The sequence below is a fragment of the Ralstonia flatus genome, from assembly GCF_958439105.1.
GTDB classification, from domain to species: domain Bacteria; phylum Pseudomonadota; class Gammaproteobacteria; order Burkholderiales; family Burkholderiaceae; genus Ralstonia; species Ralstonia flatus.
In genome coordinates, this window is sequence record NZ_CAUDLI010000004.1 from 266,549 (window position 1) to 288,802 (window position 22,254).

The window sequence follows — 22,254 nt, forward strand, 5'->3', positions numbered from 1 at the left end:
TTTCCATGTACGCTGCACGCCGTGCCATCGGTGCCTATGCGCAAGTCGGCATCGAGACGTCCGTGGTAGACGCCAATCCGCACCGCCTGATCGCCATGCTGTTTGAAGGCGCGCGCGCCGCCATCAACCTCGCGGGCGCCGCCATCCAGCGCGGCGACGTGCTGGCCAAGGTGCGGGCGTTCGACAAGGCCATCTCGATCATCGGCCAGGGCCTGCAGGCCAGCCTGGACCACCAGCGCGGCGGCGACATCGCCGTGCAACTGAACACGCTGTACGACTACATGCTGCGCCGCCTGCTGGTGGCCAACACCAACAACGATCTGACGATCCTCGCCGAGGTGGATGCTTTGCTGGTCCCGCTGCAGGATGCGTGGCTCGCCATCGGCCAGACCGGCCAACCGGCTGCCGCGGTGGCAAACAGCCACCTGAGCGTTGTGAGCTGATTGCCGGTCGTTTGTAGTCAGGCGACCTTTGACTGAATTCGGCCCAACTGGAGCCACTATGCACCGCAACATCCCGATCAAGGACAGCGAAAGTCTGTTCGCCTGCTACGAAGCCATCGCGAGTCTGACCGCCGAAATGGTCAGCGCAGCCGAAGTGGGTAACTGGGAAGTCGTCAGTACGCTGGAACGCGAAAGCGCCGCCTATGTGGATGCGCTGCGCCGTTCCGAGCCGCATCCGGAACTCTCACGGGCAGACGTGGAGCGCAAGCGCACGCTGCTCGTGCGCATCCTGGAAGATGACGCACGCGTGCGCGCCATGGTGTATCCGCGCCTGGACCGCCTGCAAAAGCGCATCGACACGGCGCGCCGCGCCACCAACGCAAGCAACGCCTACGGCAGCATGGCGCGTTATTGAGACGACGCGTCTTGCAGTTGTTTTGACAGCGTCAGATAGTGCTCGGACTTGCGTGCGAGCGCTTGGCTCTGCATCTGGTACACGATCGCCAGTTGCTGCGCAGCGAGGAAGCTGCCCCGGCCGACGACGCTGCCGTCCATCTCCGGCTGATCGCCGATCTCCAGGCAGCGGTTGAAGACCTGTTCTGCCAACGGTAGCCACCGTGAGCCTGCCTCGTCAGGGTGCTTGGCCGCCGCATCCAGCAAGACCAATCCCAGCGCAAAGCACAGATCCGGAAAGTCCGGCCACGTCTGGATGGCGACGTCGCCTTGCGCCAATGCCTCGTCAATGCGGTCGGCCTTGCCCAGGCTGTACACATAACGCAGCGCCAGGTTGCGGCGGTACGGCGCATCTGCCGGCGCCAGGCTGAAGGCGCGCGCGTAGTACGTCGCGGCCTTTGCGTAGTCTTCGTGATGCAGCTCGGTTTCCTTGCCGAGCTGATACAGCACATACGGGTCGTCCGGCCGATGCGCGAGCTCATCGAGCAGCAGCTGCGTATTGCGCTCGCCTTTCTTCTGCATCTTGGCCGCGGTATAGCCGTCGTGGCGCACCACGATCGGCACGCGCGTCGCGGGCAAGGACGACACCGGCTGCTCATGGATGCGCCCCGTGTAGTGCACGCCACGCGGCAGCAGCCGCGGAATCCACGCAATCAGCTGGCTGGCGGATTCGGTTGCATCGGTATCGTTCTTGACGCACACCACGCCGACGGACGGCTCCGCGCCGCCGAGCGTGCGCAGGTGCTCGCCGCCGCTTTCCAGCCATTCGTCTGCGTCGAGGATGAGGTTCCAGTCGGCATTGGCGGCCTGCAGCGCCGTGTTGCGCGCGGCCGAGAAGTCGTTCGTCCAGGCCATGTGGCTGACAAGCGCGCCGCACGACTGCGCAATGGCGACGGTGTCGTCAGTGGACCCCGTATCCAGCACCACCATGCGATCGACAAACGGCTTGGCGCTGAGCAGGCAGCGGGCAATGCTGGCGGCTTCATTGCGGGCGATGACAACCAGCGCCAGATCGGCGGAAGCGGACGGTGCACTCATTCGCGATCGTCCGCTGTGGCCAGTGCGTCAAGCAGCTTGCGCAGCACGTTGCGCGTGGCGCCGATCTCGTCCAGTTCCAGCGGAATCTTGCAGGCCAGGGCTTCGGGCACCTTGGCGGCACGTTCGCGCAAGGCGCGGCCCGCATCGGTCAACTCGATGACGACGCGGCGCTGGTCATCGGGATCGCGCGTACGGGTGACGAGGCCTTGTTCTTCAAGCCGCTTGAGCAGCGGAGTGAGCGTGCCCGTATCGAGGTACAGCGTGCGGCCGAGGTCACCCACTGCGCAGGGCGCCTGCTGCCAGCACGCCAGCATCACCAGGTACTGGGGATAGGTCAGGCCCAGTTCATCGAGCAGCGGGCGGTAGAGGCGCGTCAGCAAGTGGCCGGCGGCATACAAAGGAAAGCAGAGCTGCTGATCGAGCGCCAGCACGTCGTTCACGGAAAACTCCCGGGGGGAACGGCCTGGCGCTCGAGCGGCGAGTGCCGCGTCGGCCCAACAGGGCTGAGCGAGAGGCTCAGCGCGTGACCGTGTTCAATTGGACGTCAATATTGCCACGGACGGCATGCGAATAGGGGCATACGCCATGCGCCGCAGCCACAAGCGCTTCAGCCGTCGCCTGATCGACGCCGCCCAAGGTGGCCGACAGCGACACCGTCAGCGCAAAGCCGCCGTCTTCGCGCGGGCCGATGCCCATTGCGTTTTGGGCCAGGCGCCTCACCTCAATCGAGGGGCGGCTCGCGTGATCAACACGTCGCAGGGGCGCGGCGTGTACGGTCAGTGCATCGGGCGCTTGCTGGCCAGCGTGAACAGCGAGATCGCGTTGAAGAACCACATCCCATCAATATTCCACGGGGTGTACTTCTTGATCGTGTTGGAGAGGGTGAACGGCGTGTACCAGCAGTTGTGGTCAGGGTGAACGACTTCGACGAAGGTTTGCGTGTCGTTCAGGTAATCGAAGTGCCGCGGATGACATTGGAAGGCGTCCGGCACGGTGATCACGTAAGAGTGCGTGTCGAGAGAGTCCAGCTGCTTGAGAAAGCCTGCCACATCGGGCACGTGCTCCATCACCTCGGGCACCAGCACGAGGTCGTACTGATCCCGGATGTCCTCAAAGCGCGAAAACAGCCGGCCGCGTGTAAGGGGCGCCAGCGGCTCAAGAGCCTCGGCGTGGATGTCGAAGCCGTCGAGCTTGGCGCACACGGGCTCAAGCGCCAGGTGTAGCGAGGTCTTCGGATCGGTAATCGGCCAATCGGCGCAGCCGATGTGCAGGACGCGCTTGCCTGCACACAGCGTTTTGAACACGTCGACGCGGCTACGGTTCATCACGTCGCTGCTGACTTGCACGCGCTGCACGAAGTACGGGTCGTGCACGGCTTCGAGCCTTGAGCGCGAGGGCGGCGTCGCCTGTGCTGCGGGCGCGGCCGCTGGGGCGACGGCTGCCAGGGCGGCGGCCGTCTGTGCGGCTTGTACCGGTTGACCGTCGGCGTCGAATTGCTGCTGGTACAGGCTGTCGTAGCTGCGCTTGGTACTGGCCCACATCTGGTTGGCGTACACGGGGCCGGGGCCGCTGTATTTCACGCCCGAGAAATGCTCGGGGATGAAGAAGTGGCTCGGCAGGATGCGCAGCGAATGGTACTGATAGCGCCGGTATGACTCCGTCAGGCGCAGCGGGCCCACGGTCTTCCAGGCCATGTCGTGCACCACGGACGGTTCGTTGTGGATATCCAAAACGATCTGCTGCACGAACGGGTTGCCAGGCTTGCAGCCGAAGTAGCCGGCGGCAATCAGGCCCGGGCGTGCGATTTCGCTTTCCCAGCAGGCGAAGGCTTCGCACTCGAGCAGCGCATCGTCCAACGGGCGCAGGCAGATGCTGTCTGCGTCAAGCACGATCCCGCCTTCTCTGTGAAGAATCTCCCAGCGCATCATGTCGGCCACGCCGTTGAGCTCGCGGTCCAGCATGGCATCCATGTGCTTTGCGTTGAACCATTGGTATTCGGCCAGTGTTGTGTTGCCCCAGATCTTGATCTGGTAGCCGGGGTTGAGCTTGGCCCAGCTCTGGATGCAGTTGTCGGGGCGCTTGGTTTCGTCGCCCACCCAGATGAAGTGCAGTGTCTTGGGGATCATGGTGGTCTTGAGGTCTGGTGGCCGGTCTGGTGGAAATTATGCGGCGGCGACTGCGCTGCGTTCCTGCATCTGCCGCGCGAGGTCGGAATATTGGTTCGACTTGATGGCCAGCGTGTCGGCCAAGGCGCGGTAGGTCAGCGCCAGGTACTTTGCTGCGGCAAAGCTGCCGCGCCCGAATACGGCGGCGTCCAGCTTGGGCTGCTCGCCAATCTCCAGGCACTTCAGGAAGGCGTTTTCCGCCATTGGCAGCCATTGCTTTTCGGCTTGGGCAGGGTCCTGGGCGGCGGCTTCGAACATCAGGTGGCCGAGCATGTAGAAGTAGTCGGGCGAGCCGGACCACTCTTCCATCCATTCCCCCGCCAGCGTGATGGCTGCGTCGAGCTGCTTCGATTTGGAAAGACACGCCAGCAGGCAGATGCACAGGTCATGCCGATATGGCGCCGCCTTGGGCGCCGTGGCCAGCGCGCGCTGGTAGTGCGCAGCGGCCTGGGCCGGGTCTTTCTGGTTGATCTCGAAATCCTTGCCGAGCTGGTAGAGCACATACGGGTCATCCGGATGCGCGGCCAGTTCCAGTTGCAGCAGGGCGTGATTGCGCCCGTGCTTCTTGTCCAGCTTGGCGTTCATGTAGCCGTCGTGACCAATCACGAGCGGCAGGCGCACGCGCTGCAGGTTGGCCGCGGTTGGCACCGGCTGCTCATGGATGCGGCCCCTGTAGCGCACGCCGCGTGGCAACAGGCGGGCGATCCAGCTGTTGGAATGTTCGACGTGGCCGGAAATGTCGTATTCACTGCGGATGCACACCACACCCAGCAACGGGCCGAACGTGCAGGCGTTGCGGAGCTCTTCCGTGCCGGCCTCGATCCATTCGTCGGCGTCCAGCACGAGGTTCCAGTCCGCATTGGCGGCGTCCAGCGCGGCGTTGCGGGCGGCGGAAAAGTCGTCCACCCACGTGAAATGGTGCACCTGGGCGCCGCACGCCTTGGCGATCGCCACGGTGTCGTCGGTCGAGCCGGTGTCCAGCACGATCATGCGATCGACGTGCGGCTTGGCGCTCATCAGGCAGCGCTCGATGCAGGCAGCCTCGTCGCGGGCGATGACGACCAGCGCAAGACTGCCCCGGGCAGGCTTGGCGTGGTGTTTGGCGTGTTTGGACATGCGGCGCGAAGAAAAAAGTGAATCTATAGAAGTGACGTCAAATCGACATGCTCATGATGCTCTGGTACGCCGAGACAAACTTGTTGCGCACCTGCACCGCCGTCTGCATGTCGATGTTGGCCTTTTGCAGCGAGAGCATCACGTCATGCAGGTCCACGTCGTTGTTGCCCATTTCGAAGCTGCGCGAAATGGATTCGGCCTTCTGCTGCGAGGCATCCACCCGGTCCAGCGACGACTTGAGCACCGCGCCAAAGTCGACGCTGACCTTGGCGTCGTCGCCGGAGGCCGCGCCGCCCGCGCCAATGCCGCCCACCTTGGTGGAGGGCGCCAGCACGCTGTTCATCAGCGAGACCACTGAATTGGCGTTCGTAATATCCATGTGAAGTCAACTCCTCTTTGCTCGTATTGCTTGCGGCGCCGCTGCTTGGCTGCCTGGGCCGGCTTTCTTGGTCGCTTTCCGCCCGGGCCGGCTGGTCGCTATGGCGCCACGGTGATGCAAAGGTAGCCGCCCGGCCGCCGTTCCCAAGCGCCCAAAAGAACGGGAAAACGCCCTCTTCTTGGCAATTTGCTTGCGCACCCGCTGCCGATAATGGCAACCACGGAGCCATGCCCACACGTTGGGCGAGCGCTCAAGCAACGTAGTCAGTCAGGAGATTTGGGATGCCAACGACAGCCGATTCGGTTGCTGTCGCCGACACGCTCGGTACGGTGGATATGCCGGCGGTGGGCCAGGGCGCGATGACGCGCCAGAACGCGGGAGGTGCAGGTGCGCTGGGCGCCCTGGGCCCGCTCGGCCGTCTGTCGCCGCGTCTGCTGATGATCATCGGCGGGGCAGCACTGGTGGCTGTCATTGCCGCCGCGATGCTGTGGAGCCGCGGTCCGGACTATCGCGTCCTGTACAGCAATGTGTCCGACAGCGACGGTGGGGCGATCATCGCCGCGCTGCAGCAAATGAACGTGCCGTACCGCTTTGCCGAAGGCGGCACCGCCATCATGGTGCCCGAGACGAGCGTGCATGAAGCCCGCCTGAAACTCGCTTCGCAAGGTCTGCCCAAGGGCGGCCAAGCCGGTTTCGAGCTGATGGAGAACCAGAAATTCGGTACCAGCCAGTTCACCGAGCAAGTCAATTACCAGCGCGCCCTGGAGGGCGAACTGGCCCGCACCATCCAGGCCATGCAGGAAGTGCAATCGGCCCGCGTGCATCTGGCAATGACCAAGCCGTCGGTATTCGTGCGCGAGCAGGCCAAGCCCAGCGCGTCGGTGCTGCTCAAGCTCTATCCGGGCCGCATGCTCGACCGCTCGCAGGTGCAGGCCATTGGCCACCTGGTGTCGAGCAGCGTGCCGAACCTGCCGCTGGCCAACGTAACGGTGGTCGACCAATCCGGCCGTCTGCTGTCGTCGTCGTTCCAAGACAACGCCTCGGGCCTTGACCCGACGCAGCTGAGCTACGTGCGTGACGTCGAGCAGGGCTACATCAAGCGCATCGAAGCCATCCTCGGCCCCGTGGTGGGCGAAGACAACGTGCGCGCGCAGGTGACGGCCGACGTCGATCTGGACAACACCGAGCAGATGGCCGAGACCTATCGTCCGAACCAGGACCCGGCCAACGCTGCCGTGCGCAGCACGCACACCGCAGAAGCCACGCAGAACAAGGCCGACGCCCAGGGCGGCGTGCCGGGCGCGCTGTCCAACCAGCCGCCGACCGCGCCGCGCATGCTGCCGACCGCACCGGCTCCGGCCTCGGCGTCGCAACCGGCCGCGACCGGCCCGAACGGCCAACCGCAGCAAGCGGCCGCTGCCAACACGAGCGGCACCGCAGCCAACGGCAATTCGTCGAGCACCCGCGACACCACGACCAATTACGAAGTCGACAAGACCGTGCGCCGCACACGCGCCGCAGTGGGCACCGTGCGCCGCCTGTCGGTGGCCGTGGTGGTCAACTACCGTGGCGACGGCAAGACCTGGAAGCCGTTGTCGGAAGCCGAGATGGCGAAGCTCAACGCATTGGTCAAGGACGCCGTGGGCTTTGACGCCAAGCGTGGCGACTCCGTGAACGTGGTCAACAGCCAGTTCTCGGGCACGCTGCCCACGCCCAAGGACGACCTGCCGCTGTGGAAGCAGCCGGAGATGATCCAGTACGGCATCCAGGGCGCCAAGTATCTGGCACTGGCCATCGGTTTCCTGATCCTGGTGTTTGCGGTGATCCGCCCGGCGATCCGTTCGATGGGCAAGAAGGACGAGCCGGCCACGCCCACGTTCGTGGGCCGCGAAGGCGAAGACCCGAACGCCCCGATCATCACCGGCGCAGCGGCTTCGGCCGGGCCGGAGCTGGAAGGCCCGGCGGCTGCCGGCGCCGAATCCGAAGAGCTGCCGGACGCGCTGCCGCAACTCAAGAACAACGACTTCGAGAAGAAGCTCGAGACCATGCGCCGCGTGGCGCAGAGCAACCCGCGCGCCGTCGCGGCCGTCATCAAACAATGGGTGAGTAACGAATGAGCGCCGAAGGACTCCAACGCAGCGCCATCCTCATGATGTCGCTGGGCGAAAGCGAAGCCGCCGAAGTGCTCAAGCACCTGGGCCCGCGCGAAGTGCAGAAGCTGGGCGCGACCATGGCCGCGCTGAAGAACGTCTCGCGCGAGCGTGTGCTCGATGCGTTTGACGCGTTCTTCGTTGAAGCCGAAGACCTGCCGCTGGACGTGGATTCGAACGAGTACATCCGCACCGTCTTCCGCAAGGCACTGGGCGACGACCGCGCCGCCAACATCATCGACCGCATCCTGTCGGGCGGTGACACCAGCGGCATCGAAGGCCTGAAGTGGATGGATGCCTCGTCGGTGGCCGAACTGATCCGCAACGAACACCCGCAGATCATCGCCACGATCCTGGTCCACCTGGACCGCGATCAGGCTTCGGAAATCCTGACCTATTTCACCGAGCGCCTGCGCAACGACACCATCCTGCGTATCGCCACGCTCGACGGCATTCAGCCCAGCGCCCTGCGCGAGCTGAACGACGTGCTGACCAAGCTGCTGCAAGGCAACGACCACCGCAAGAAGAACGCGATGGGCGGCGTGCTCACGGCAGCGGAAATCCTCAACCTGGTGCCGAGCGCCGTGGAAAGCTCCGTCATCGAAGGCGTGCGTTCGCGCGACCCGGAACTGGCCGACGCCATCGTCGAGAAGATGTTCGTGTTCGACAACCTGATCGATCTGGACGGCCGAGCGCTGCAGACGCTGCTGCGCGAGATCAGCCAGGACGTTCTGGTGGTGGCGCTCAAGGGCGCCAAGCAGGAGTTCCGCGACAAGGTGTTTGCCAACATGTCGCAGCGTGCCGGCACGATGCTCAAGGAAGAGCTGGAAGTGCTGGGGCCCGTCAAGGTGTCGGAAGTCGAAGCGCAGCAGAAGGAAATCCTGGTCGTTGCGCGCCGCCTGGCCGACGAAGGCGAAATCACCATCGGCCGCAAGGCGGAGGACGCTTATGTCTGACCGTGCTGGCCGCTTTGCTGTGACGGGGCGTTGAGATGCCGCGTCCGCCGATCATCCCGCGCGACACGCTGGTCGAATACCAGGCGTGGGAGCCGACCGACTTCCGCCAGCAGGCCGCAGAGGCTGCTGCTGCAGCCGCGCCGCCGCCTCCGCCGCCCGAGCCCGAAGAGCCGCCGATTTCCGAAGAGGAATGGCAGGCCGCGCTGGACGCGGAGCTTGCCACCGCCCGCGACGAAGGCCGCCGCGATGGTTTCGCGCAAGGCTTTCAGGATGGCTTTGAACAAGGCCGCCGCCAGGGCGAGGAAGATTCCAAACACATCGCCGCGCTCATGCAATCCGTGCGCGAGGCGATCGACCAACTGAACGGCAGCGTTGCCGAAGAGCTGGTCGATCTGGCGCTGCAGCTGGCGCAGCAGTTTCTGCGCGGCGCGCTGCATGCGCAGCCCGAGCGGATCCTGCCGATGGTTCGCGAAGTGCTGGGCGATGCGCCCACCGCCCCGGCGCCCGCCATGCTGCGCGTGCATGCCGATGACGCCGAGCTGATTCGCCAGACGCTGGGCACGGAGTTGGCCGCCGCCGGCTGGACGCTCATCGTCGATGCCGCCATCGAGCGCGGCGGCTGCCGCGTGCAGACCCGCTTTGGCGAAACCGATGCCACGCTGCAAACGCGCTGGGCCGAATTGACCCGCGCGCTGGGCCGCGATACCGCATGGCTTGCCAGCGAACGCTCGGAAGCCGAACGCGTTGCAGGAGGCGCACTCCATGTCGCCTGAGACCGTGCAGCCCGCCGCCAACAATCCCAACCTGCGCGTGTGGCAAGCCCACCTGCAGCAGACCGCGCAGCGTGCGCGTCTGGCGCGCCCGGTGGTGACGTGCGGCAAGCTCACGCGCGTGGCCGGCCTGGTCATGGAAGCCGTTGGCCTGAAGCTGCCGGTGGGCAGCGCGTGCCGCGTGGAACTCCCGCACGGCCGCCACGTGCTGGCTGAAGTGGTGGGCTTTGCCGAAGAACGCGCCTTTCTGATGCCGCAAACGGATCTGGTGGGCGTGGTGCCCGGTGCGCGCGTGTTCCCGCTGGAGCCGCAACGCCTGCCGGTGTCGAGCGAAGACGGCGCCGACCCGACGATTTCGCACAGCAAGTTCCTGCCCGTGGGCCCGCGCCTGCTGGGCCGTGTGGTGGACGCCAACGGCGAGCCGCTCGACGGCAAGGGGCCGCTGGGCGCGCATGAAGATCTCGCCTGGGGCACGCTGAACCCGGCACCGCTGAACCCGCTCAAGCGCAAGCCGATCGAGCATGTGCTCGACGTGGGCGTGCGCGCCATCAATGGTTTGCTGACCGTTGGCCAGGGCCAGCGTCTGGGCCTGTTTGCCGGCTCCGGCGTGGGCAAGAGCGTGCTGCTGGGCATGATGGCCCGCTACACGGAGGCCGACGTGGTGGTGGTCGGCCTGATCGGCGAGCGCGGCCGCGAAGTGAAGGAATTCATCGACGAGATTCTTGGCGACGAAGGCCTGGCACGATCAGCCGTGGTGGCTGCGCCGGCCGACACCTCGCCGCTGATGCGCCTGCAGGGCGCCGCTTACGCCCACACGATTGCCGAATACTTCCGCGACCGCGGCTGCAACGTGCTGCTGATCGTCGATTCGCTTACGCGTTATGCGATGGCGCAGCGCGAGATCGCCCTGGCCATCGGCGAGCCGCCGGCCACCAAGGGCTATCCGCCCTCGGCCTTTGCCAAGCTGCCGGCGCTGGTTGAGCGTGCCGGCAACGGCATGGTCGATGCCAACGGCCGCGGCGGCTCCATCACCGCGTTCTACACCGTGCTGGCCGAAGGCGATGACCAGCAGGATCCGATTGCCGATGCGGCGCGCGCCATTCTGGACGGCCACTTCGTGCTCTCGCGCAAGCTGGCGGAGCAGGGCCACTACCCGGCCATCGATATCGAACAGTCGATCAGCCGCGTGATGTCGGCCATCGTGCCGCGCGAGCAGCTCGACACGGCGCGCCGCTTCAAGCAGCTCTACGCCCGCTACCAGCGCAACCGCGACCTGATTGCCGTGGGCGCCTACGCGCGCGGCAGCGACCCGGTGACCGACCAGGCCATCGCGCGCTACCCCGACATGGAAGCGTTCCTGCAGCAGGGCATGTTCGAGAACGAAAGCCGCGAGCACACGCTGGAGAAGATGCATGGAGTGCTGGCGTGATGTGCCCGCTTGACACTGTGAAGCCGCAAGCGTTGCGCAAGCCGAAGGCTAAAGCCGCCGGGTTTGCGTCCGATGGGTTGATGTAACGGGAAGCTGGAGGGTCCACCGATGACCACCATGAACAAGCCGTTCCGCCTCGAGACCGTGCTGGAACTGGCCCAGAAGGACACCGAAAAAGCCACGCAGGAAGTCGGCCGCCTGATGAACACGCGCGAGGCCGCCACGCAAAAGCTGGCACTGCTGTCCGACTACCGCAACAACTATCACCAGCAGATGCTGAGCACCGCCGAAGGCGGCATGGACGTCACGCGTTTGCGCAACTACGCGGCCTTTATCGACCGCCTGGGCAACGCCGTGCACCAGCAGAAGGGCACCATCAATGCGCTGGAGCAGCAGCTTGCGATGAGCCGTGCCAACTGGCTGGAAAAGCAGCGCCGCGAGCAGTCGTTCGACATCCTGCGCCAGCGCCACATTGAAGAGCAGCGCCTGGACGAAGAACGCCGCGCCCAGCGCGACAACGACGAACACGCCGCCAAGGTGATCCGCATGCGTGCGGCACAGGGCGGCAATTGAAGACCAACGCGAACACGCAGTCGCAAGATGGAGTCAACGTGGGCTTGAGTGCCACCCCCAACGCCGCTGCCAAAGACCTGGGCGCCATGCTGTCGGCCGGCAATACTGCCGCCGCCGACAAGACGCAGGCTTCCTCGTCCGGCACCGATACCTTCGGCAACCTGTTGTCGGACCGCCTGGCCCAGGACGCCGCGCGCCGTCGCGCGGACGCACAGTCTGCCGCCGACGATGCCGGCCGCCGCGCCGATATCGCGCGCAAGGACGCGACGCGCACCAGCGCCGCCAGCAACGATCAGGACGCCAAGCCGGCCGATGGCAATACGCCCGTGCCGAGCATCACCACGCCTGCCGCCAGCACCGCCGATACGGCCCATGCCAAGCCGGCCCAGCCGGCCAGCGCCAAGGATCTCGATACCGCTGCACAGCAGGCGGTGGTCGACCCGGCTGCCCAACTGGCGGCTCAGATCGAAGCCGCACGGCAGGCCGCGCAGCAGGCGGCCGCAGTCGTGCAGCAGCCGGTTGCGCAACCGGCGCCCCAAACGAATACCAAGCCCGATACCGACGCCGCAACGCTGGCTGTCGCCAAATCGTCGGCAAATGACGCTGCTGCGTTGGCTGCCGCAAACGCTGCGGCCAACGGAGCCCAGGGCGCCGCTGATCCGGCCACGACGGCGCAAGCCGCCTCGGCTGGCTTGCCGGCTGCGAAGGACAGCCAGGCCAACGCTGCAAACACGCCGACGCCGCCTGCCACCGCGCTGCCCGACAGCGGCACGCTGGCCCAGACCATGGCCCGCACGCGTGCCGTTGCCGACAACACGCCGCCCGCCGTGCGCCAGCTCGGCAGCACGTCGTCTGTGCAGGGCGCCAATGCCGATCACGGCCTGCCGCGCCGCAACGACCTGAGCGCACACAACACCGTCACGCAAACGGCCGCGACCGCCGTCGCTGATGCCACCAGCCACGCCAGCAATGGCGGCAGCGCCGGCAACACGGACAACGCCGGTACGCAAGCCAATGCGCAGGGCAGCGGTACGCTGTTCCAGGGCGCACTGTCGCGTGCCAATGGCGATGCCGGCATGGCCGCCGCACCGACCTTTGCGGTGGGTGGCGCCAACGCAGGCGCTGCGGCAGGTGCATCGATCACGCCGCAGCAAGTCCACACGCTGCCCACCTTTGGCGACGCCGCATGGCCGCAGAGCATGGCGAGCCAGCTCGCCTTCATGCAAGTGCACCGTCAATCGTCGGCCGAACTGCAGTTGAACCCGGCCGAGCTGGGCGGCATGCACGTCAAGCTGGAAGTCGACAACGGTGCTGTCAATGCGAGCTTCGTCTGCCAGCACCAGGCGGTGGCCGAACTCGTGCAGGACGCCATGCCGCGCCTGCGCGACGCCATGCAGCAAGGCGGGATGCAGCTTGCGCAAACGTCGGTCAGCACGGGTGACTTCAGCCAGCAGCAGAGCGCATCGCAGGGTTCATCGGCGCAAAGCCAGGGCAGCGGTTCGGGCAACGGGAATAGCGGCAGCCGTTATGGCGGCGGCTCGCAAGACCGCGCCGATACGCTGGCGGTGGCACCGCGTCGTGTGTCCACCCACGAAGGCGCCATCGACACTTTTGCCTGACCGGCCGCCGGCCACGCGGCGTCTAAAGTTCGGTGCAGCCCTGCCGTTAATACGCAGGAGTGCCATGCAAAAATGGCCAGCCGCAAGGCAATGAAAGAAGGGCGGGAAATAACAACGCGAGCACGCCGCGCATACGTTTGACGCGGCAGCGTTGCAAATGAATAACAAGGGGGTCAAGTCCGACTGGCGAAGAAGGGATCAAACGGGGATCATTTCGCCACATCCGTCTTCGGGCGGATGCACACGGACCGATGCGGGGTGTCCGAGCCGGGGGGCTGGCGCACCGCATGTTTGCCGTACTTACGGGAGAGCGCACCGCGAGGTGCGCTTTTTGTTTTTGTGCGTCTGCTTCGTCGTCGCGGCGCACATGCGGGCAGCCTCAGGCGCCCGCTTCCGCCGTGGTCAGTGTGGCGGGCGTGACCGATACCACGTGCTCCACGCCATAGCCGCGCTCCACCCATGCGTCGATACCGCCATGCAGCGGACGCACGCGCTTGAAGCCGCGGCCCATCAGCGTGCGCGCCAGCATCACGGCAGACGCCTCGTTGGGGCAGGCGCAGTAGATGATGATCTCGCGGTCGGGGCCGTCGATCTCGATCGCGCGGTTGCTGCTGGACATGTCATACAGCATCGCCCCCGGAATGCGTTGCGGCTGCAGCATGCGCGAGCTGTCTGCGCGCACGTCGATGATGACGGGTGCCGCGCCCGATTCGATCAACGCATGCAACTCGTCGGGCGAGATGCGCGCCATCTCCAGCATCTTGCGAAAGCGCCAGCGCTGCAGCCAGCGCGCCGCTACATATACCGCCGCCAGCAACGCGATCAGCAGCACGGCGCGCGTGCCGAGCAGGTCGAGCTGGCGCAGCGCCTGGTCGATGCTGTCGTGCGCTACGCGGCCCAGCAGCAACCACAGCGTGGCCCACACCGCCGAGCCCACCAGGTTGTACAGCGCAAACGTGCTGAACGGCGTGCGCATCGTGCCCAGCAGCGCAGACGACACGGTCGACAAACCCGGAATGAACTTCGCGATCAGCAGCATCGGGGCGCCCCAGCGCTCGAACTGCGTGCGGGTGCGCCGCACGCAGGAATCGGGCGACAGCGACACGCGGCACAGCAGTGCCATGACGTGCCGGCCATAGCGCTTGCCGGCGAAATACCACAGCCCGTCGCCAAGCAGCGCGCCCGACACGGCGGCCGGTGCCAGTTCCATGAGGTAAAGCGGTCCGTGGAAGGTGAGCGCGCCGGCCACGAGCAGCGTCGGCACGGCCGGCAGCGGCGCGCCGGCTTGCGTCAGCAGCACATTGAGGAACACGGCAAACGCGCCGTATTCGGCGATCAGGGGAAACAGGTCATGCATGGCAGAGGGGGGCGCGGCGGGGCAAATGCGTTTGCCAAGTTACCGCATTCCGGCGCCGCCCGATAGCCATGCCACCAGAATGCGCTCGGCGATCTGCGGTTCGCGTGAAATTGGCGTGACAATGAACGCTTCACACCGCTTCCACATCCTGCCGCCATGTCTTCTGCAATGCCCATCGATGCTTCCCGGTCCGTACGCGAATCCGGTGCCGTTGCCATTCGCCCTGCTACCGAGGCGGATCTCCCGACTATCGTCGGCATTTACGCGCATCACGTGCGTACTGGCACCGCCAGCTTTGAAATCGATGCCCCCGACCTGGCCGAGATGACGCGCCGCTTCCGCGCATTGCGGGATGCCGGCATGCCCTACGTGGTGGCCGAAGCCGGCGGCGTGCTGCTCGGCTACGCGTATGCCGGTCCGCATCGCGCGCGGCCCGCGTATCGCCACACGGTGGAAGACTCCATCTACCTTGATGCCGCCGCGCAGGGGCGGGGCGTTGGGACATTACTGCTGGAGGCGCTGATCCGCGAATGCCAGACGCGCGGTTTCAAGCAGATGGTGGCTGTGGTGGGTGGCGGTCGCGAAAACCCCGGGTCAGCCAAGCTGCACGCGCGCTGCGGGTTTCGGGAGGTGGGCGTGCTGGAGGCGGTGGGCTACAAATTCGGCCGCTGGCTCGATTGCCTGTTGATGCAGCGGGCCTTGTGAGGCACGGCTGCTCAATATGAGAATGACGCAGCCTTCCGGAATGGACGCTTTCCGACGCTGGCAGGCGTGACCTTCAGTCACAGGCTATCCGAGACTCCAATCAATCGATGATGTCCGCGCAGGCGTCGGTGGGCGCGGCCGCCACATGGCCGACCAGCGGCACCATCTTCAGGCCCGCCGATGCCACGCGGCACGGCGCGGCCACCACACCGCAGCCGGAAATGCATGCAGCACCAAGCAGGGACACAGCGAGCAGAAGGCGTTTCATCGTGGGCGAGTTCGAAAGCGAATGCCGCGCAGTGTGACACAGAGTCACTCGCCAACCTGTGCGCGTTTGTATCGGGAAATGACAATCTGTGCGTGTTCCAAAACGATGATGCGATGCGTCAGAACGCAACAATCCGATACGTTCGAGGGCCGCACAACGCTGACTTTAGGCGAAAAAGTCACATCCTTGGTTTGCGCAAATCGAACCGCCACCCGTTGCTGCAGGCCGCAGAACCACTGTTGATGCGGGTTTTCCCGTAATTTCACAAATCGCAACAATAAATTGTCTGTCGCGACATTTATTGTCTGAACAGGCTCGCCTACGATGACTCCATCGAATGCGGCGCCGCAGCGAAAAAGACGATCCAGGAAACGTCCGGATCACCTGCCCGACGCGCTGCGCCCATCTGGAGAAGACATCATGAAAGCCCAACGCACCCTGATCGCTGCCCTGATCGCCCTGGCAAGTGTGCCGGCCCTGGCAGCAGCCAAGTTTGACGTGTACACGCAAGGCGCCGCGCAAGTCAGCCAACGCTTCGACGTGTATTCGGATGGCGCCAAGGTTGGCGAGAAGTTCGACCCGTACACTCAAGGCGCAAAGGTCGGCGACAAGTTCGATCCGTACACCCAAGGTGCGAAGGCCGGCAGCAAGTTCGACCCGTACACCGAAGGCGCCCTGGCTCGCGTCGGCAAGTTCGATACCTATACCGAAGGCGCCAAGGCTGGCAGCAAGTTCGATCCGTACACCGAAGGTGCACTGGCCCGCGCAGGCAAGTTCGACACCTACACCGAAGGTGCCAAGGCCGGTAGCAAGTTTGATCCGTACACCGAAGGCGCCGTGGCCTGAGCCCGGTTTCTTCCGCAGGAACGCCCGCGCACTGCGGGCGTTTTTATTTGCGTCAGCGGAAAGCGCAATGATTGCGAACTGAGTCGCCCTTGTTGCGTCTCACTCTCATCGCAACCAGGAAGCCATGATGATTCGTTTCCGTCGTCCAAACCGCTCCCTCCAATGCCTTACGCTGGCCACGGCCGCCATGCTGGCCGGCTGCGCGACCGTCACGCCGGGCCCATTCCAGATCACCGTGCGTGATGCCGATGACTCGGTGCTGGAGCAATTCCAGTTCCAGGCCGGCTCGCAGGGGTCGCTCGAGACGGCCATGATCGGCATGTGCCGCGTCTATCCGGATGCCACCGTCATCGCGGAGCAGCTCTCGACGCACGAGCGTCTGCAGGAGCGCTGCAAGCGCTCGTTCGCTTCCATGCTTTCGCTGTCCTGATGCGGCGCTGAAGCGGCTACCATGTCGCCTCATCGGCTGGCGTTGCCGGCCTTGTGTGAACACCCCCGAGGCACGCACCTGAGGCGCATGTGAACCCGCAAGACAAGTCTTCCGAGATTCCCCAGCTTTCCCGCTTCGCTGCGACGCGACCGCGTCTGCTGTCTGCGTTCGCGCTGGGCGCCGTCGCGGTCGCCGTCGTACCGGCGCATGGTTGGCTCGCGCGCCTGCTGCTCGGCTGGGACGTCGCCGTGTGGGCGTACCTGATCCTGATCACGGTGATGATGTTGCGCGCCGATCCGCACCGCATCCGCGCCGTTGCCCGCCGTGAAGACGCGCGCGCTTCTGCGGTGCTGGCGGTGGTCTGCCTCGGCGTGGTGGCCAGCATGGTGGCCATTGCGTTTGAACTGGCGACCGCCAAGTCGGCGGGCCATGCGCAGACGTCGCACTACGTATTTACCGGCATCACGGTGTTGGGTGCGTGGCTCATGGTGCCGATGATGTTCACGGTGCACTACGCGCATCTGTATTACCGTGCCCCGCACGAGCCGCCGCTGCGGTTTCCCGATGATCAGCTCGAGCCGGATTACTGGGATTTCCTCTACTTCTCCTTTACGATCGCGGTCGCCAGCCAGACGGCCGATGTCAGCATCCGTTCGGGCGCTATGCGGCGGGCGGTGCTGGGGCAATCGCTGCTGTCGTTCTTCTTCAATACGAGCATCCTCGCGCTCTCCATCAACATTGCTGCCGGTCTGTTTTCATGACGATGCTGCCTTCCGAGCTTCCGCCCAAGGCACACACGCGCCCGATCAACGCCGTCAGCTATGTGCTGGTGGCCGCCATGATTGGGGCCGTGCTGTGGCTGCATTTGCTGCCGGCCGCCATTGCCGGCTTTCTTGTGTATGCGTTGGCGCGCAAGCTGGAGGCGCGCCTGCGTGCGCGGCACACGGTTTCCAAGCGCGCCAGGGCGATTGCGGTGATCTGTGTTTTCCTGATCGCCGCGCTCATTCTTGCGGCGCTGGGCATCGGGATCGGCCGTCTGGTCGAGCACGGGCATGGGCTGGAAGGCATGCTCACGCGCATTGCCGACGTGCTCGACAACCTGCGCGAGTCGCTGCCGGCGGCGGTCGTCAACTATGTGCCGCAGTCGGTGACCGAGCTGCGTGTGCAGCTGGTGCAAATGCTCAAGGAGCATGGCCACCAGGTGTCGACCATAGGTATCGACGGCCTGCGCGCCAGTGCATTGATGCTGGTGGGGCTGATCCTGGGTGCGATGGTGGCCTGGTCGGAAACGCCGGATGCCGAGCACCACAAGCCGCTGGCCGCTGCACTGGTGAACCGGCTGAGCCGGCTGACCGATGCGTTCGAGGCCGTGGTGTTTGCGCAGGTGAAGATCTCGGCGCTCAACACGGCGCTCGCTGCCATCTACCTGCTGGGCGCGCTGCCGCTGTTCGGGCAGCACGTGCCGTATTCCAAATCGCTGATCCTGTTGACCTTCGTGGCGGGGCTGATTCCGGTAGCGGGCAACCTCATCTCCAATACAGCGATCGTGGTGATGAGCGTGACCGCCTCATTGGAGCTGGCAGTGGCATCGCTCATCTTCCTCGTGGTGGTGCACAAGCTGGAGTACTTCGTGAACGCGCGCATCATCGGCAGCCGCATCGATGCGCGCGCGTGGGAACTGATTCTCGCGCTGATCGTGATGGAGGCGCTGTTTGGCGTGGGCGGCGTGATTGCCGCGCCAGTGCTGTACGCCTACATGAAACGCGAGCTGACGGACGCCGGGTTGATCGGCTGACGCGTTTCTCGTTGATGCGCGGGGTGACCCGCCAGCGCCCCCGCGCTGACGGCATCGGCAGAAAAGAGCGCGCCCTACGGGACGAGGGGCGCGCAATAACTCGCTGACCGAGAGACGTCAGCGAGCCGAGGGTCGGTACACGGGGACGAAGCGGGCGGCGGGCGCGTGGCGTTGCCGGTGACATCCACGGCTTCGGATGTGACGAAGCAGCAGACGACCCGGTCGTCGAGCAGGGCCTGATAGAAAAGGTCTCCCATCGCGCGGCATAGCGTTCCCGTTAGCAGGATCATCATGGCTTCCCCTCCCATGTCGGCCGATGTGCGGCATCGTCGATGCAGGTCATCGGTTCGGGTTGCGGATCGTCGTGCGCGTGAAGTTGCCGCGCATCGGGCTCCGTCAGGCCGTCGGCACTGGCGCCTGGCTGGTATTCCGGCGTCGTGCTGCAGTCCATGCTGGCGAGTATAGAAAGCGTCTCCTGAGCGGCCATGCTCCGAACGGAGTAGCCCTGCGCGAGAAAACGGCTAACAGGTTAGCTGCCTGCCAGGGCAAGCGGGGCAAGGGTTTGCGGGAAGATGCCCCACGTTTTGGTGAAACCGGCGCGGCGTGGGGTGACGCTTCTGCCCCGACAATAAATTGTCCGGTTTGCGCTAATCGTTGTCGAATTTGCGGTAACACGCCTGCACCGTTTAGGCGCAAGATTGAACGCTTCCTCGCCTCAATCTCGTGACCTCAAACATCATGCAAACCACCGCAAACGGCACGGCCGCTGCATCGGCGACGCCCGCCGCGCAGGCCGACAAGACCGGCTTTGGCGTGATCGGCGCCATCAGCTTCGCGCACTTCCTCAACGACATGATGCAGTCGTTGATCCTGGCGATCTATCCGCTGCTCAAGGGCAATTTCCATCTCGATTTTTCGCAGATCGGGCTGATCACGCTCACGTATCAGATCACCGCCTCGCTGCTGCAGCCGATGGTCGGGCTGTATACCGACAAGCATCCGAAGCCGTATTCGCTGGCGGTGGGCATGGGCTTTACGCTGGTGGGGCTGTTGCTGCTGTCGGTGGCACCCAACTTTGGCACGGTGCTCCTGGCGGCGGCGCTGGTGGGCACCGGCTCGTCGATCTTCCATCCGGAATCGTCGCGCGTGGCGCGTATGGCGTCGGGCGGACGTCATGGGCTGGCGCAGTCGCTATTCCAGGTGGGCGGCAATGTGGGCAGCGCGATGGGTCCGCTGCTCGCCGCAATCATCATCATGCCGTATGGGCAGCACAGCCTGGCGTGGTTCTCCATCGCTGCGCTGATCGCCATCTTCGTGCTGTATCACGTGGGCGGCTGGTACAAGCGTGAACGCGCTGCAGGCCATGGCCGCAAGGCGGGCGGTCGCGCACATGCCGCGGTCAAGCTGTCGGGCGGGCAGGTCGCGTTTGCGATGACGCTGCTGGTCGTGCTGCTGTTCTCGAAGTACTTTTACCTGGCGAGCCTGAACAGCTATTACACGTTTTTCCTGATCACCAAGTTCCACCTGTCGGCGCAGACGTCACAGCTGTTCCTGTTCCTCTTCCTGTTCTCGGTGGCGGTGGGCACGATCGTGGGTGGTCCGATTGGGGATCGCGTGGGCCGCAAGGTCGTGATCTGGGTGTCGATCCTCGGGGTGGCGCCGTTCACGTTGCTGTTGCCGTACGCCAACCTGTTCTGGACGGCCGTGCTGACGGTGATCATCGGGCTGGTGCTGGCCTCGGCGTTCTCGGCCATTCTCGTGTATGCGCAGGAGTTGATTCCCGGCAAGGTCGGGATGGTGTCGGGCCTGTTCTTCGGGTTTGCGTTCGGGCTGGGCGGCATTGGCGCTGCGGTGCTCGGCAAGCTGGCCGATGCAACCGACATCTACAACGTCTATCACCTGTGCTCGTTCCTGCCGCTCATCGGCTTGCTGACGGTGTTCCTGCCGGATATCGAACGCAAGCGCCAACAGGCGGCGTAACGCGACACACGTCGCACACGGATGCAGCGCGGCGGACGTCCCCTCCCGGACGATCCGCCGCTTTGCTTTCTGCTGTTGGGCGCTATTTCTGTGCGATGTGGGTCGGGCCCGGCCACACGCCGGTCATCTCGATCTCGCGCCGGGTCAGGATGCCCTGGCAGCGTACGAGGCCGCCGTGCGTGGCATCACGCAAGCCGCGCGAGCCCCAGCGCCAATCCCAATCCGATCAGGATCACGCCGATCACGCCGTCCACAATGCGTTGCCGTGCCAGCAGCGAACGTCGCAATGCGCCTGACGCAAACACTGCGGCCACCAACGCAAACCACACCGCGTGCGCCGCCGACATGAAGAGGCCGTAGCCAAACTGCGCGAGCAGCGGCGTGCCCGCGTGAACGACCTGCGTGTACGTGCTGATCACGAAGAGCGTCGTTTTGGGATTGAGCGCATTGGTGAGAAAGCCCATGCGCAGGGCTGCGAAGGTCGTCAGCGTCGGGGTGCCGACGCTGTTACCGGCAGTCTCGCCGCTGGGCGACGGCTTGGCCGACAGCGTCTTCCAGCCAATCCACACCAGGTACGCCGCGCCCACCAGCTTGATGCCTTGCAGCAGCGTTGGCGCATGCGCGATCAGCAGCCCCACGCCGAACATGGTGTAGAACACGTGCACCTGCACGCCGAGCGCAATGCCCAGCGCGCACAGCACGCCGGCGCGCCGCCCATGCAGCAGGCTGTTGCGCGTGACCATGGCAAAGTCCGCGCCCGGGCTGACGACAGCCAGGATCGTGATGATGGCAACAGCAAGGAGTTCTGTCATGTCGGGCGCAATCGCAAAGTGGAGGTGCGCCGATTCTGGCGGCATCCGTCATTGCTGAAAATCGATTTATGATGCCCTTTTTAGGTGAGAAAAACTGACAGATGGCACTGCCTCCACTGAATACGCTGCGTGTGTTTGAAGCTGCGGCGCGGCATGGCAGCTTCGTGCGTGCGGCGCAGGAGCTGCACGTGACACATGGTGCGGTTAGCCGCCAGATACGGCAGTTGGAAGCGTCGTTAGGCGTGGACTTGTTCGAGCGTCGCAATCGGGCGGTCTTCCTGACATCGGCGGGCGAACAACTGCATGCCGCTGCCACCGATGCGTTCGGAATTCTCACCGATAGCATCGACCGGATTGCCCGTCGGGCAACGTCTTCAGCGCTAGTGGTGTCATGCGAACCGACGCTGGCGATGCGATGGCTGATCCCGCGGCTGTCGCGCTTTCAGGCCCGGCATCCGGCCATCCAGGTGCATCTGTTCGCGGCGGGCGGCCCGATCGATTTCGTGCGCAGCGGTGTGGACGTCGCCTTGCGCCGTGATGACTTTGCATGGCCGGCGCACGTGCATGCAGCACCCATTTGCGACGAGTGGATCGGCCCGGTGCACGCTCCGCAAGCGGATCCCGCCGCGCGCCGACGGCTGCTGCATACCGCCACGCGCCCCGATGCATGGCAGGCGTGGTGGCGTGCCAGCAGCACGGCCCGACCGCGCGGCCGGTTGCCCGAGGCGCGCTATGAACATTTCTATTTGAGTTTGCAGGCGGCCCTGGCTGGGCAGGGCACGGCCATCGCGTCAAAGCTGATGGCCGGTGACGATTTGCAAGATGGGCGGCTGGTCGCGCCCGAAGGGTTCCGCCGCGACGGCTCTGGCTACTACTTGCTGGCCGATGCGCCGATTGCTGCCGAGAGCGGGGCCGGCGCCTGGCTCGCGTGGCTGCGCGAAGAAACCGCCGCCACGCTGGCGGATTAACG

At 65.1% G+C, this 22,254-nt stretch carries 25 protein-coding genes; 15 read left to right on the forward strand and 10 right to left on the reverse strand.

From position 1 onward, the window contains the following. Positions 1-5 precede the first annotated feature (5 nt). Together fliS and R2676_RS11405 are read left to right on the forward strand one after the other, a co-directional pair. A complete protein-coding gene (fliS, locus tag R2676_RS11400; RefSeq protein ID WP_206274675.1) occupies positions 6-443 on the forward strand; it encodes a flagellar export chaperone FliS in 438 nt (145 codons plus the stop codon). Between the two features lie 58 nt (positions 444-501). After that, a complete protein-coding gene (locus R2676_RS11405; RefSeq protein ID WP_206274676.1) occupies positions 502-858 on the forward strand; it encodes a flagellar protein FliT in 357 nt (118 codons plus the stop codon). On the opposite strand, the gene R2676_RS11410 is transcribed toward R2676_RS11405, so the two are convergent. The 6 genes from R2676_RS11410 to fliE form a co-directional block, all read right to left on the reverse strand. Further along, a complete protein-coding gene (locus tag R2676_RS11410; protein ID WP_206274677.1) occupies positions 852-1,934 on the reverse strand; it encodes a glycosyltransferase family 2 protein in 1,083 nt (360 codons plus the stop codon). The two genes, R2676_RS11405 and R2676_RS11410, sit on opposite strands and share 7 nt — an antisense overlap. Further along, the gene (locus R2676_RS11415; protein ID WP_024977608.1) at positions 1,931-2,374 is read right to left on the reverse strand and encodes a MarR family winged helix-turn-helix transcriptional regulator; all 444 of its coding nucleotides are present in this window, start codon (positions 2,372-2,374) and stop codon (positions 1,931-1,933) included. The genes R2676_RS11410 and R2676_RS11415 overlap by 4 nt, the downstream gene beginning before the upstream one ends. Before the next feature lie 76 nt (positions 2,375-2,450). Continuing rightward, positions 2,451-2,630, reverse strand: a complete 180-nt coding sequence (locus R2676_RS11420) for an OsmC family protein (protein WP_316857180.1) — start codon at positions 2,628-2,630, stop codon at positions 2,451-2,453. A gap of 80 nt (positions 2,631-2,710) precedes the next feature. After that, positions 2,711-4,060, reverse strand: coding sequence for a glycosyltransferase (locus R2676_RS11425; protein WP_206274678.1), 1,350 nt, complete (start codon positions 4,058-4,060; stop codon positions 2,711-2,713). Positions 4,061-4,096: 36 nt separating this feature from the next. Beyond that, the gene (locus R2676_RS11430; RefSeq protein WP_206274679.1) at positions 4,097-5,215 is read right to left on the reverse strand and encodes a glycosyltransferase; all 1,119 of its coding nucleotides are present in this window, start codon (positions 5,213-5,215) and stop codon (positions 4,097-4,099) included. 37 nt (positions 5,216-5,252) lie between these two features. Beyond that, positions 5,253-5,594, reverse strand: coding sequence for a flagellar hook-basal body complex protein FliE (fliE, locus tag R2676_RS11435; protein WP_206274680.1), 342 nt, complete (start codon positions 5,592-5,594; stop codon positions 5,253-5,255). Positions 5,595-5,875: 281 nt separating this feature from the next. Between fliE and fliF the strand changes: the two genes are divergently transcribed. The 6 genes from fliF (at position 5,876) to R2676_RS11465 (ending at position 13,091) form a co-directional block, all read left to right on the forward strand. After that, the gene (fliF, locus tag R2676_RS11440) at positions 5,876-7,711 is read left to right on the forward strand and encodes a flagellar basal-body MS-ring/collar protein FliF (protein WP_316857177.1); all 1,836 of its coding nucleotides are present in this window, start codon (positions 5,876-5,878) and stop codon (positions 7,709-7,711) included. Beyond that, complete coding sequence (gene fliG / locus R2676_RS11445) at positions 7,708-8,700, forward strand: flagellar motor switch protein FliG (RefSeq protein ID WP_027679900.1); 993 nt, start codon at positions 7,708-7,710, stop codon at positions 8,698-8,700. Before fliF ends, fliG begins: the two co-directional genes overlap by 4 nt. Before the next feature lie 35 nt (positions 8,701-8,735). Continuing rightward, entirely contained in the window at positions 8,736-9,473 is a 738-nt protein-coding gene (gene fliH / locus R2676_RS11450; RefSeq protein WP_206274682.1) for a flagellar assembly protein FliH, read from the forward strand. Then, positions 9,463-10,899, forward strand: coding sequence for a flagellar protein export ATPase FliI (gene fliI, locus R2676_RS11455; protein ID WP_206274683.1), 1,437 nt, complete (start codon positions 9,463-9,465; stop codon positions 10,897-10,899). The genes fliH and fliI overlap by 11 nt, the downstream gene beginning before the upstream one ends. Before the next feature lie 108 nt (positions 10,900-11,007). Beyond that, positions 11,008-11,472: a flagellar export protein FliJ gene (gene fliJ / locus R2676_RS11460; protein WP_004631467.1), complete on the forward strand. Its 465-nt coding sequence runs from the start codon at positions 11,008-11,010 to the stop codon at positions 11,470-11,472. Between the two features lie 38 nt (positions 11,473-11,510). Continuing rightward, positions 11,511-13,091: a flagellar hook-length control protein FliK gene (locus tag R2676_RS11465; protein ID WP_206274871.1), complete on the forward strand. Its 1,581-nt coding sequence runs from the start codon at positions 11,511-11,513 to the stop codon at positions 13,089-13,091. Between the two features lie 379 nt (positions 13,092-13,470). Here R2676_RS11465 and R2676_RS11470 read toward each other — a convergent pair whose 3' ends face one another. Continuing rightward, positions 13,471-14,448, reverse strand: a complete 978-nt coding sequence (locus R2676_RS11470) for a DedA family protein/thiosulfate sulfurtransferase GlpE (protein WP_206274684.1) — start codon at positions 14,446-14,448, stop codon at positions 13,471-13,473. A 168-nt stretch (positions 14,449-14,616) separates the two neighbouring features. Between R2676_RS11470 and R2676_RS11475 the strand changes: the two genes are divergently transcribed. Next, the gene (locus tag R2676_RS11475; protein WP_206274872.1) at positions 14,617-15,153 is read left to right on the forward strand and encodes a GNAT family N-acetyltransferase; all 537 of its coding nucleotides are present in this window, start codon (positions 14,617-14,619) and stop codon (positions 15,151-15,153) included. Positions 15,154-15,253: 100 nt separating this feature from the next. Here R2676_RS11475 and R2676_RS11480 read toward each other — a convergent pair whose 3' ends face one another. Beyond that, on the reverse strand, positions 15,254-15,421 hold the full coding sequence (locus R2676_RS11480) for a DUF6726 family protein (RefSeq protein ID WP_175402352.1): 168 nt from the start codon (positions 15,419-15,421) through the stop codon (positions 15,254-15,256). A gap of 420 nt (positions 15,422-15,841) precedes the next feature. Between R2676_RS11480 and R2676_RS11485 the strand changes: the two genes are divergently transcribed. The 4 genes from R2676_RS11485 (at position 15,842) to R2676_RS11500 (ending at position 18,492) form a co-directional block, all read left to right on the forward strand. Then, positions 15,842-16,267 carry a hypothetical protein gene (locus R2676_RS11485; RefSeq protein ID WP_206274685.1) on the forward strand — a complete coding sequence of 142 codons (426 nt, stop codon included), beginning with the start codon at positions 15,842-15,844 and terminating at the stop codon, positions 16,265-16,267. A gap of 127 nt (positions 16,268-16,394) precedes the next feature. Continuing rightward, entirely contained in the window at positions 16,395-16,697 is a 303-nt protein-coding gene (locus R2676_RS11490) for a hypothetical protein (protein WP_206274873.1), read from the forward strand. A gap of 89 nt (positions 16,698-16,786) precedes the next feature. Continuing rightward, entirely contained in the window at positions 16,787-17,458 is a 672-nt protein-coding gene (locus R2676_RS11495) for a DUF1345 domain-containing protein (protein WP_206274686.1), read from the forward strand. Beyond that, positions 17,455-18,492 carry an AI-2E family transporter gene (locus R2676_RS11500; RefSeq protein WP_206274687.1) on the forward strand — a complete coding sequence of 346 codons (1,038 nt, stop codon included), beginning with the start codon at positions 17,455-17,457 and terminating at the stop codon, positions 18,490-18,492. The genes R2676_RS11495 and R2676_RS11500 overlap by 4 nt, the downstream gene beginning before the upstream one ends. A 289-nt stretch (positions 18,493-18,781) precedes the next feature. On the opposite strand, the gene R2676_RS11505 is transcribed toward R2676_RS11500, so the two are convergent. Then, positions 18,782-18,943: a hypothetical protein gene (locus tag R2676_RS11505; protein WP_206274688.1), complete on the reverse strand. Its 162-nt coding sequence runs from the start codon at positions 18,941-18,943 to the stop codon at positions 18,782-18,784. 287 nt (positions 18,944-19,230) lie between these two features. Here R2676_RS11505 and R2676_RS11510 point away from each other — a divergent pair, with 287 nt between their 5' ends. Continuing rightward, positions 19,231-20,472, forward strand: coding sequence for an MFS transporter (locus R2676_RS11510; RefSeq protein WP_206274689.1), 1,242 nt, complete (start codon positions 19,231-19,233; stop codon positions 20,470-20,472). Positions 20,473-20,657: 185 nt separating this feature from the next. Here the strand turns inward: R2676_RS11510 and R2676_RS11515 are convergent, their stop codons facing one another. Further along, positions 20,658-21,284, reverse strand: coding sequence for a LysE family translocator (locus R2676_RS11515; RefSeq protein ID WP_206274690.1), 627 nt, complete (start codon positions 21,282-21,284; stop codon positions 20,658-20,660). Between the two features lie 101 nt (positions 21,285-21,385). Here R2676_RS11515 and R2676_RS11520 point away from each other — a divergent pair, with 101 nt between their 5' ends. Continuing rightward, positions 21,386-22,252 carry a LysR family transcriptional regulator gene (locus tag R2676_RS11520; protein ID WP_206274691.1) on the forward strand — a complete coding sequence of 289 codons (867 nt, stop codon included), beginning with the start codon at positions 21,386-21,388 and terminating at the stop codon, positions 22,250-22,252. Positions 22,253-22,254 lie beyond the last annotated feature (2 nt).

Coding starts and splice junctions, on each gene's coding strand:
- R2676_RS11470 (WP_206274684.1), bottom strand. CDS start 14,448: ATGCATGACCTGTTTCCCCTGATCGCCGAATACGGCGCGTTTGCCGTG.
- fliJ (WP_004631467.1), top strand. CDS start 11,008: ATGACCACCATGAACAAGCCGTTCCGCCTCGAGACCGTGCTGGAACTG.
- R2676_RS11510 (WP_206274689.1), top strand. CDS start 19,231: ATGCAAACCACCGCAAACGGCACGGCCGCTGCATCGGCGACGCCCGCC.
- R2676_RS11410 (WP_206274677.1), bottom strand. CDS start 1,934: ATGAGTGCACCGTCCGCTTCCGCCGATCTGGCGCTGGTTGTCATCGCC.
- R2676_RS11425 (WP_206274678.1), bottom strand. CDS start 4,060: ATGATCCCCAAGACACTGCACTTCATCTGGGTGGGCGACGAAACCAAG.
- fliE (WP_206274680.1), bottom strand. CDS start 5,594: ATGGATATTACGAACGCCAATTCAGTGGTCTCGCTGATGAACAGCGTG.
- R2676_RS11485 (WP_206274685.1), top strand. CDS start 15,842: ATGAAAGCCCAACGCACCCTGATCGCTGCCCTGATCGCCCTGGCAAGT.
- fliF (WP_316857177.1), top strand. CDS start 5,876: ATGCCAACGACAGCCGATTCGGTTGCTGTCGCCGACACGCTCGGTACG.
- fliS (WP_206274675.1), top strand. CDS start 6: ATGTACGCTGCACGCCGTGCCATCGGTGCCTATGCGCAAGTCGGCATC.
- R2676_RS11520 (WP_206274691.1), top strand. CDS start 21,386: ATGGCACTGCCTCCACTGAATACGCTGCGTGTGTTTGAAGCTGCGGCG.
- R2676_RS11420 (WP_316857180.1), bottom strand. CDS start 2,630: ATGGGCATCGGCCCGCGCGAAGACGGCGGCTTTGCGCTGACGGTGTCG.
- R2676_RS11430 (WP_206274679.1), bottom strand. CDS start 5,215: ATGTCCAAACACGCCAAACACCACGCCAAGCCTGCCCGGGGCAGTCTT.
- R2676_RS11475 (WP_206274872.1), top strand. CDS start 14,617: ATGCCCATCGATGCTTCCCGGTCCGTACGCGAATCCGGTGCCGTTGCC.
- fliG (WP_027679900.1), top strand. CDS start 7,708: ATGAGCGCCGAAGGACTCCAACGCAGCGCCATCCTCATGATGTCGCTG.
- R2676_RS11490 (WP_206274873.1), top strand. CDS start 16,395: ATGATTCGTTTCCGTCGTCCAAACCGCTCCCTCCAATGCCTTACGCTG.
- R2676_RS11480 (WP_175402352.1), bottom strand. CDS start 15,421: ATGAAACGCCTTCTGCTCGCTGTGTCCCTGCTTGGTGCTGCATGCATT.
- R2676_RS11405 (WP_206274676.1), top strand. CDS start 502: ATGCACCGCAACATCCCGATCAAGGACAGCGAAAGTCTGTTCGCCTGC.
- R2676_RS11505 (WP_206274688.1), bottom strand. CDS start 18,943: ATGGACTGCAGCACGACGCCGGAATACCAGCCAGGCGCCAGTGCCGAC.
- R2676_RS11515 (WP_206274690.1), bottom strand. CDS start 21,284: ATGACAGAACTCCTTGCTGTTGCCATCATCACGATCCTGGCTGTCGTC.
- R2676_RS11500 (WP_206274687.1), top strand. CDS start 17,455: ATGACGATGCTGCCTTCCGAGCTTCCGCCCAAGGCACACACGCGCCCG.
- fliH (WP_206274682.1), top strand. CDS start 8,736: ATGCCGCGTCCGCCGATCATCCCGCGCGACACGCTGGTCGAATACCAG.
- fliI (WP_206274683.1), top strand. CDS start 9,463: ATGTCGCCTGAGACCGTGCAGCCCGCCGCCAACAATCCCAACCTGCGC.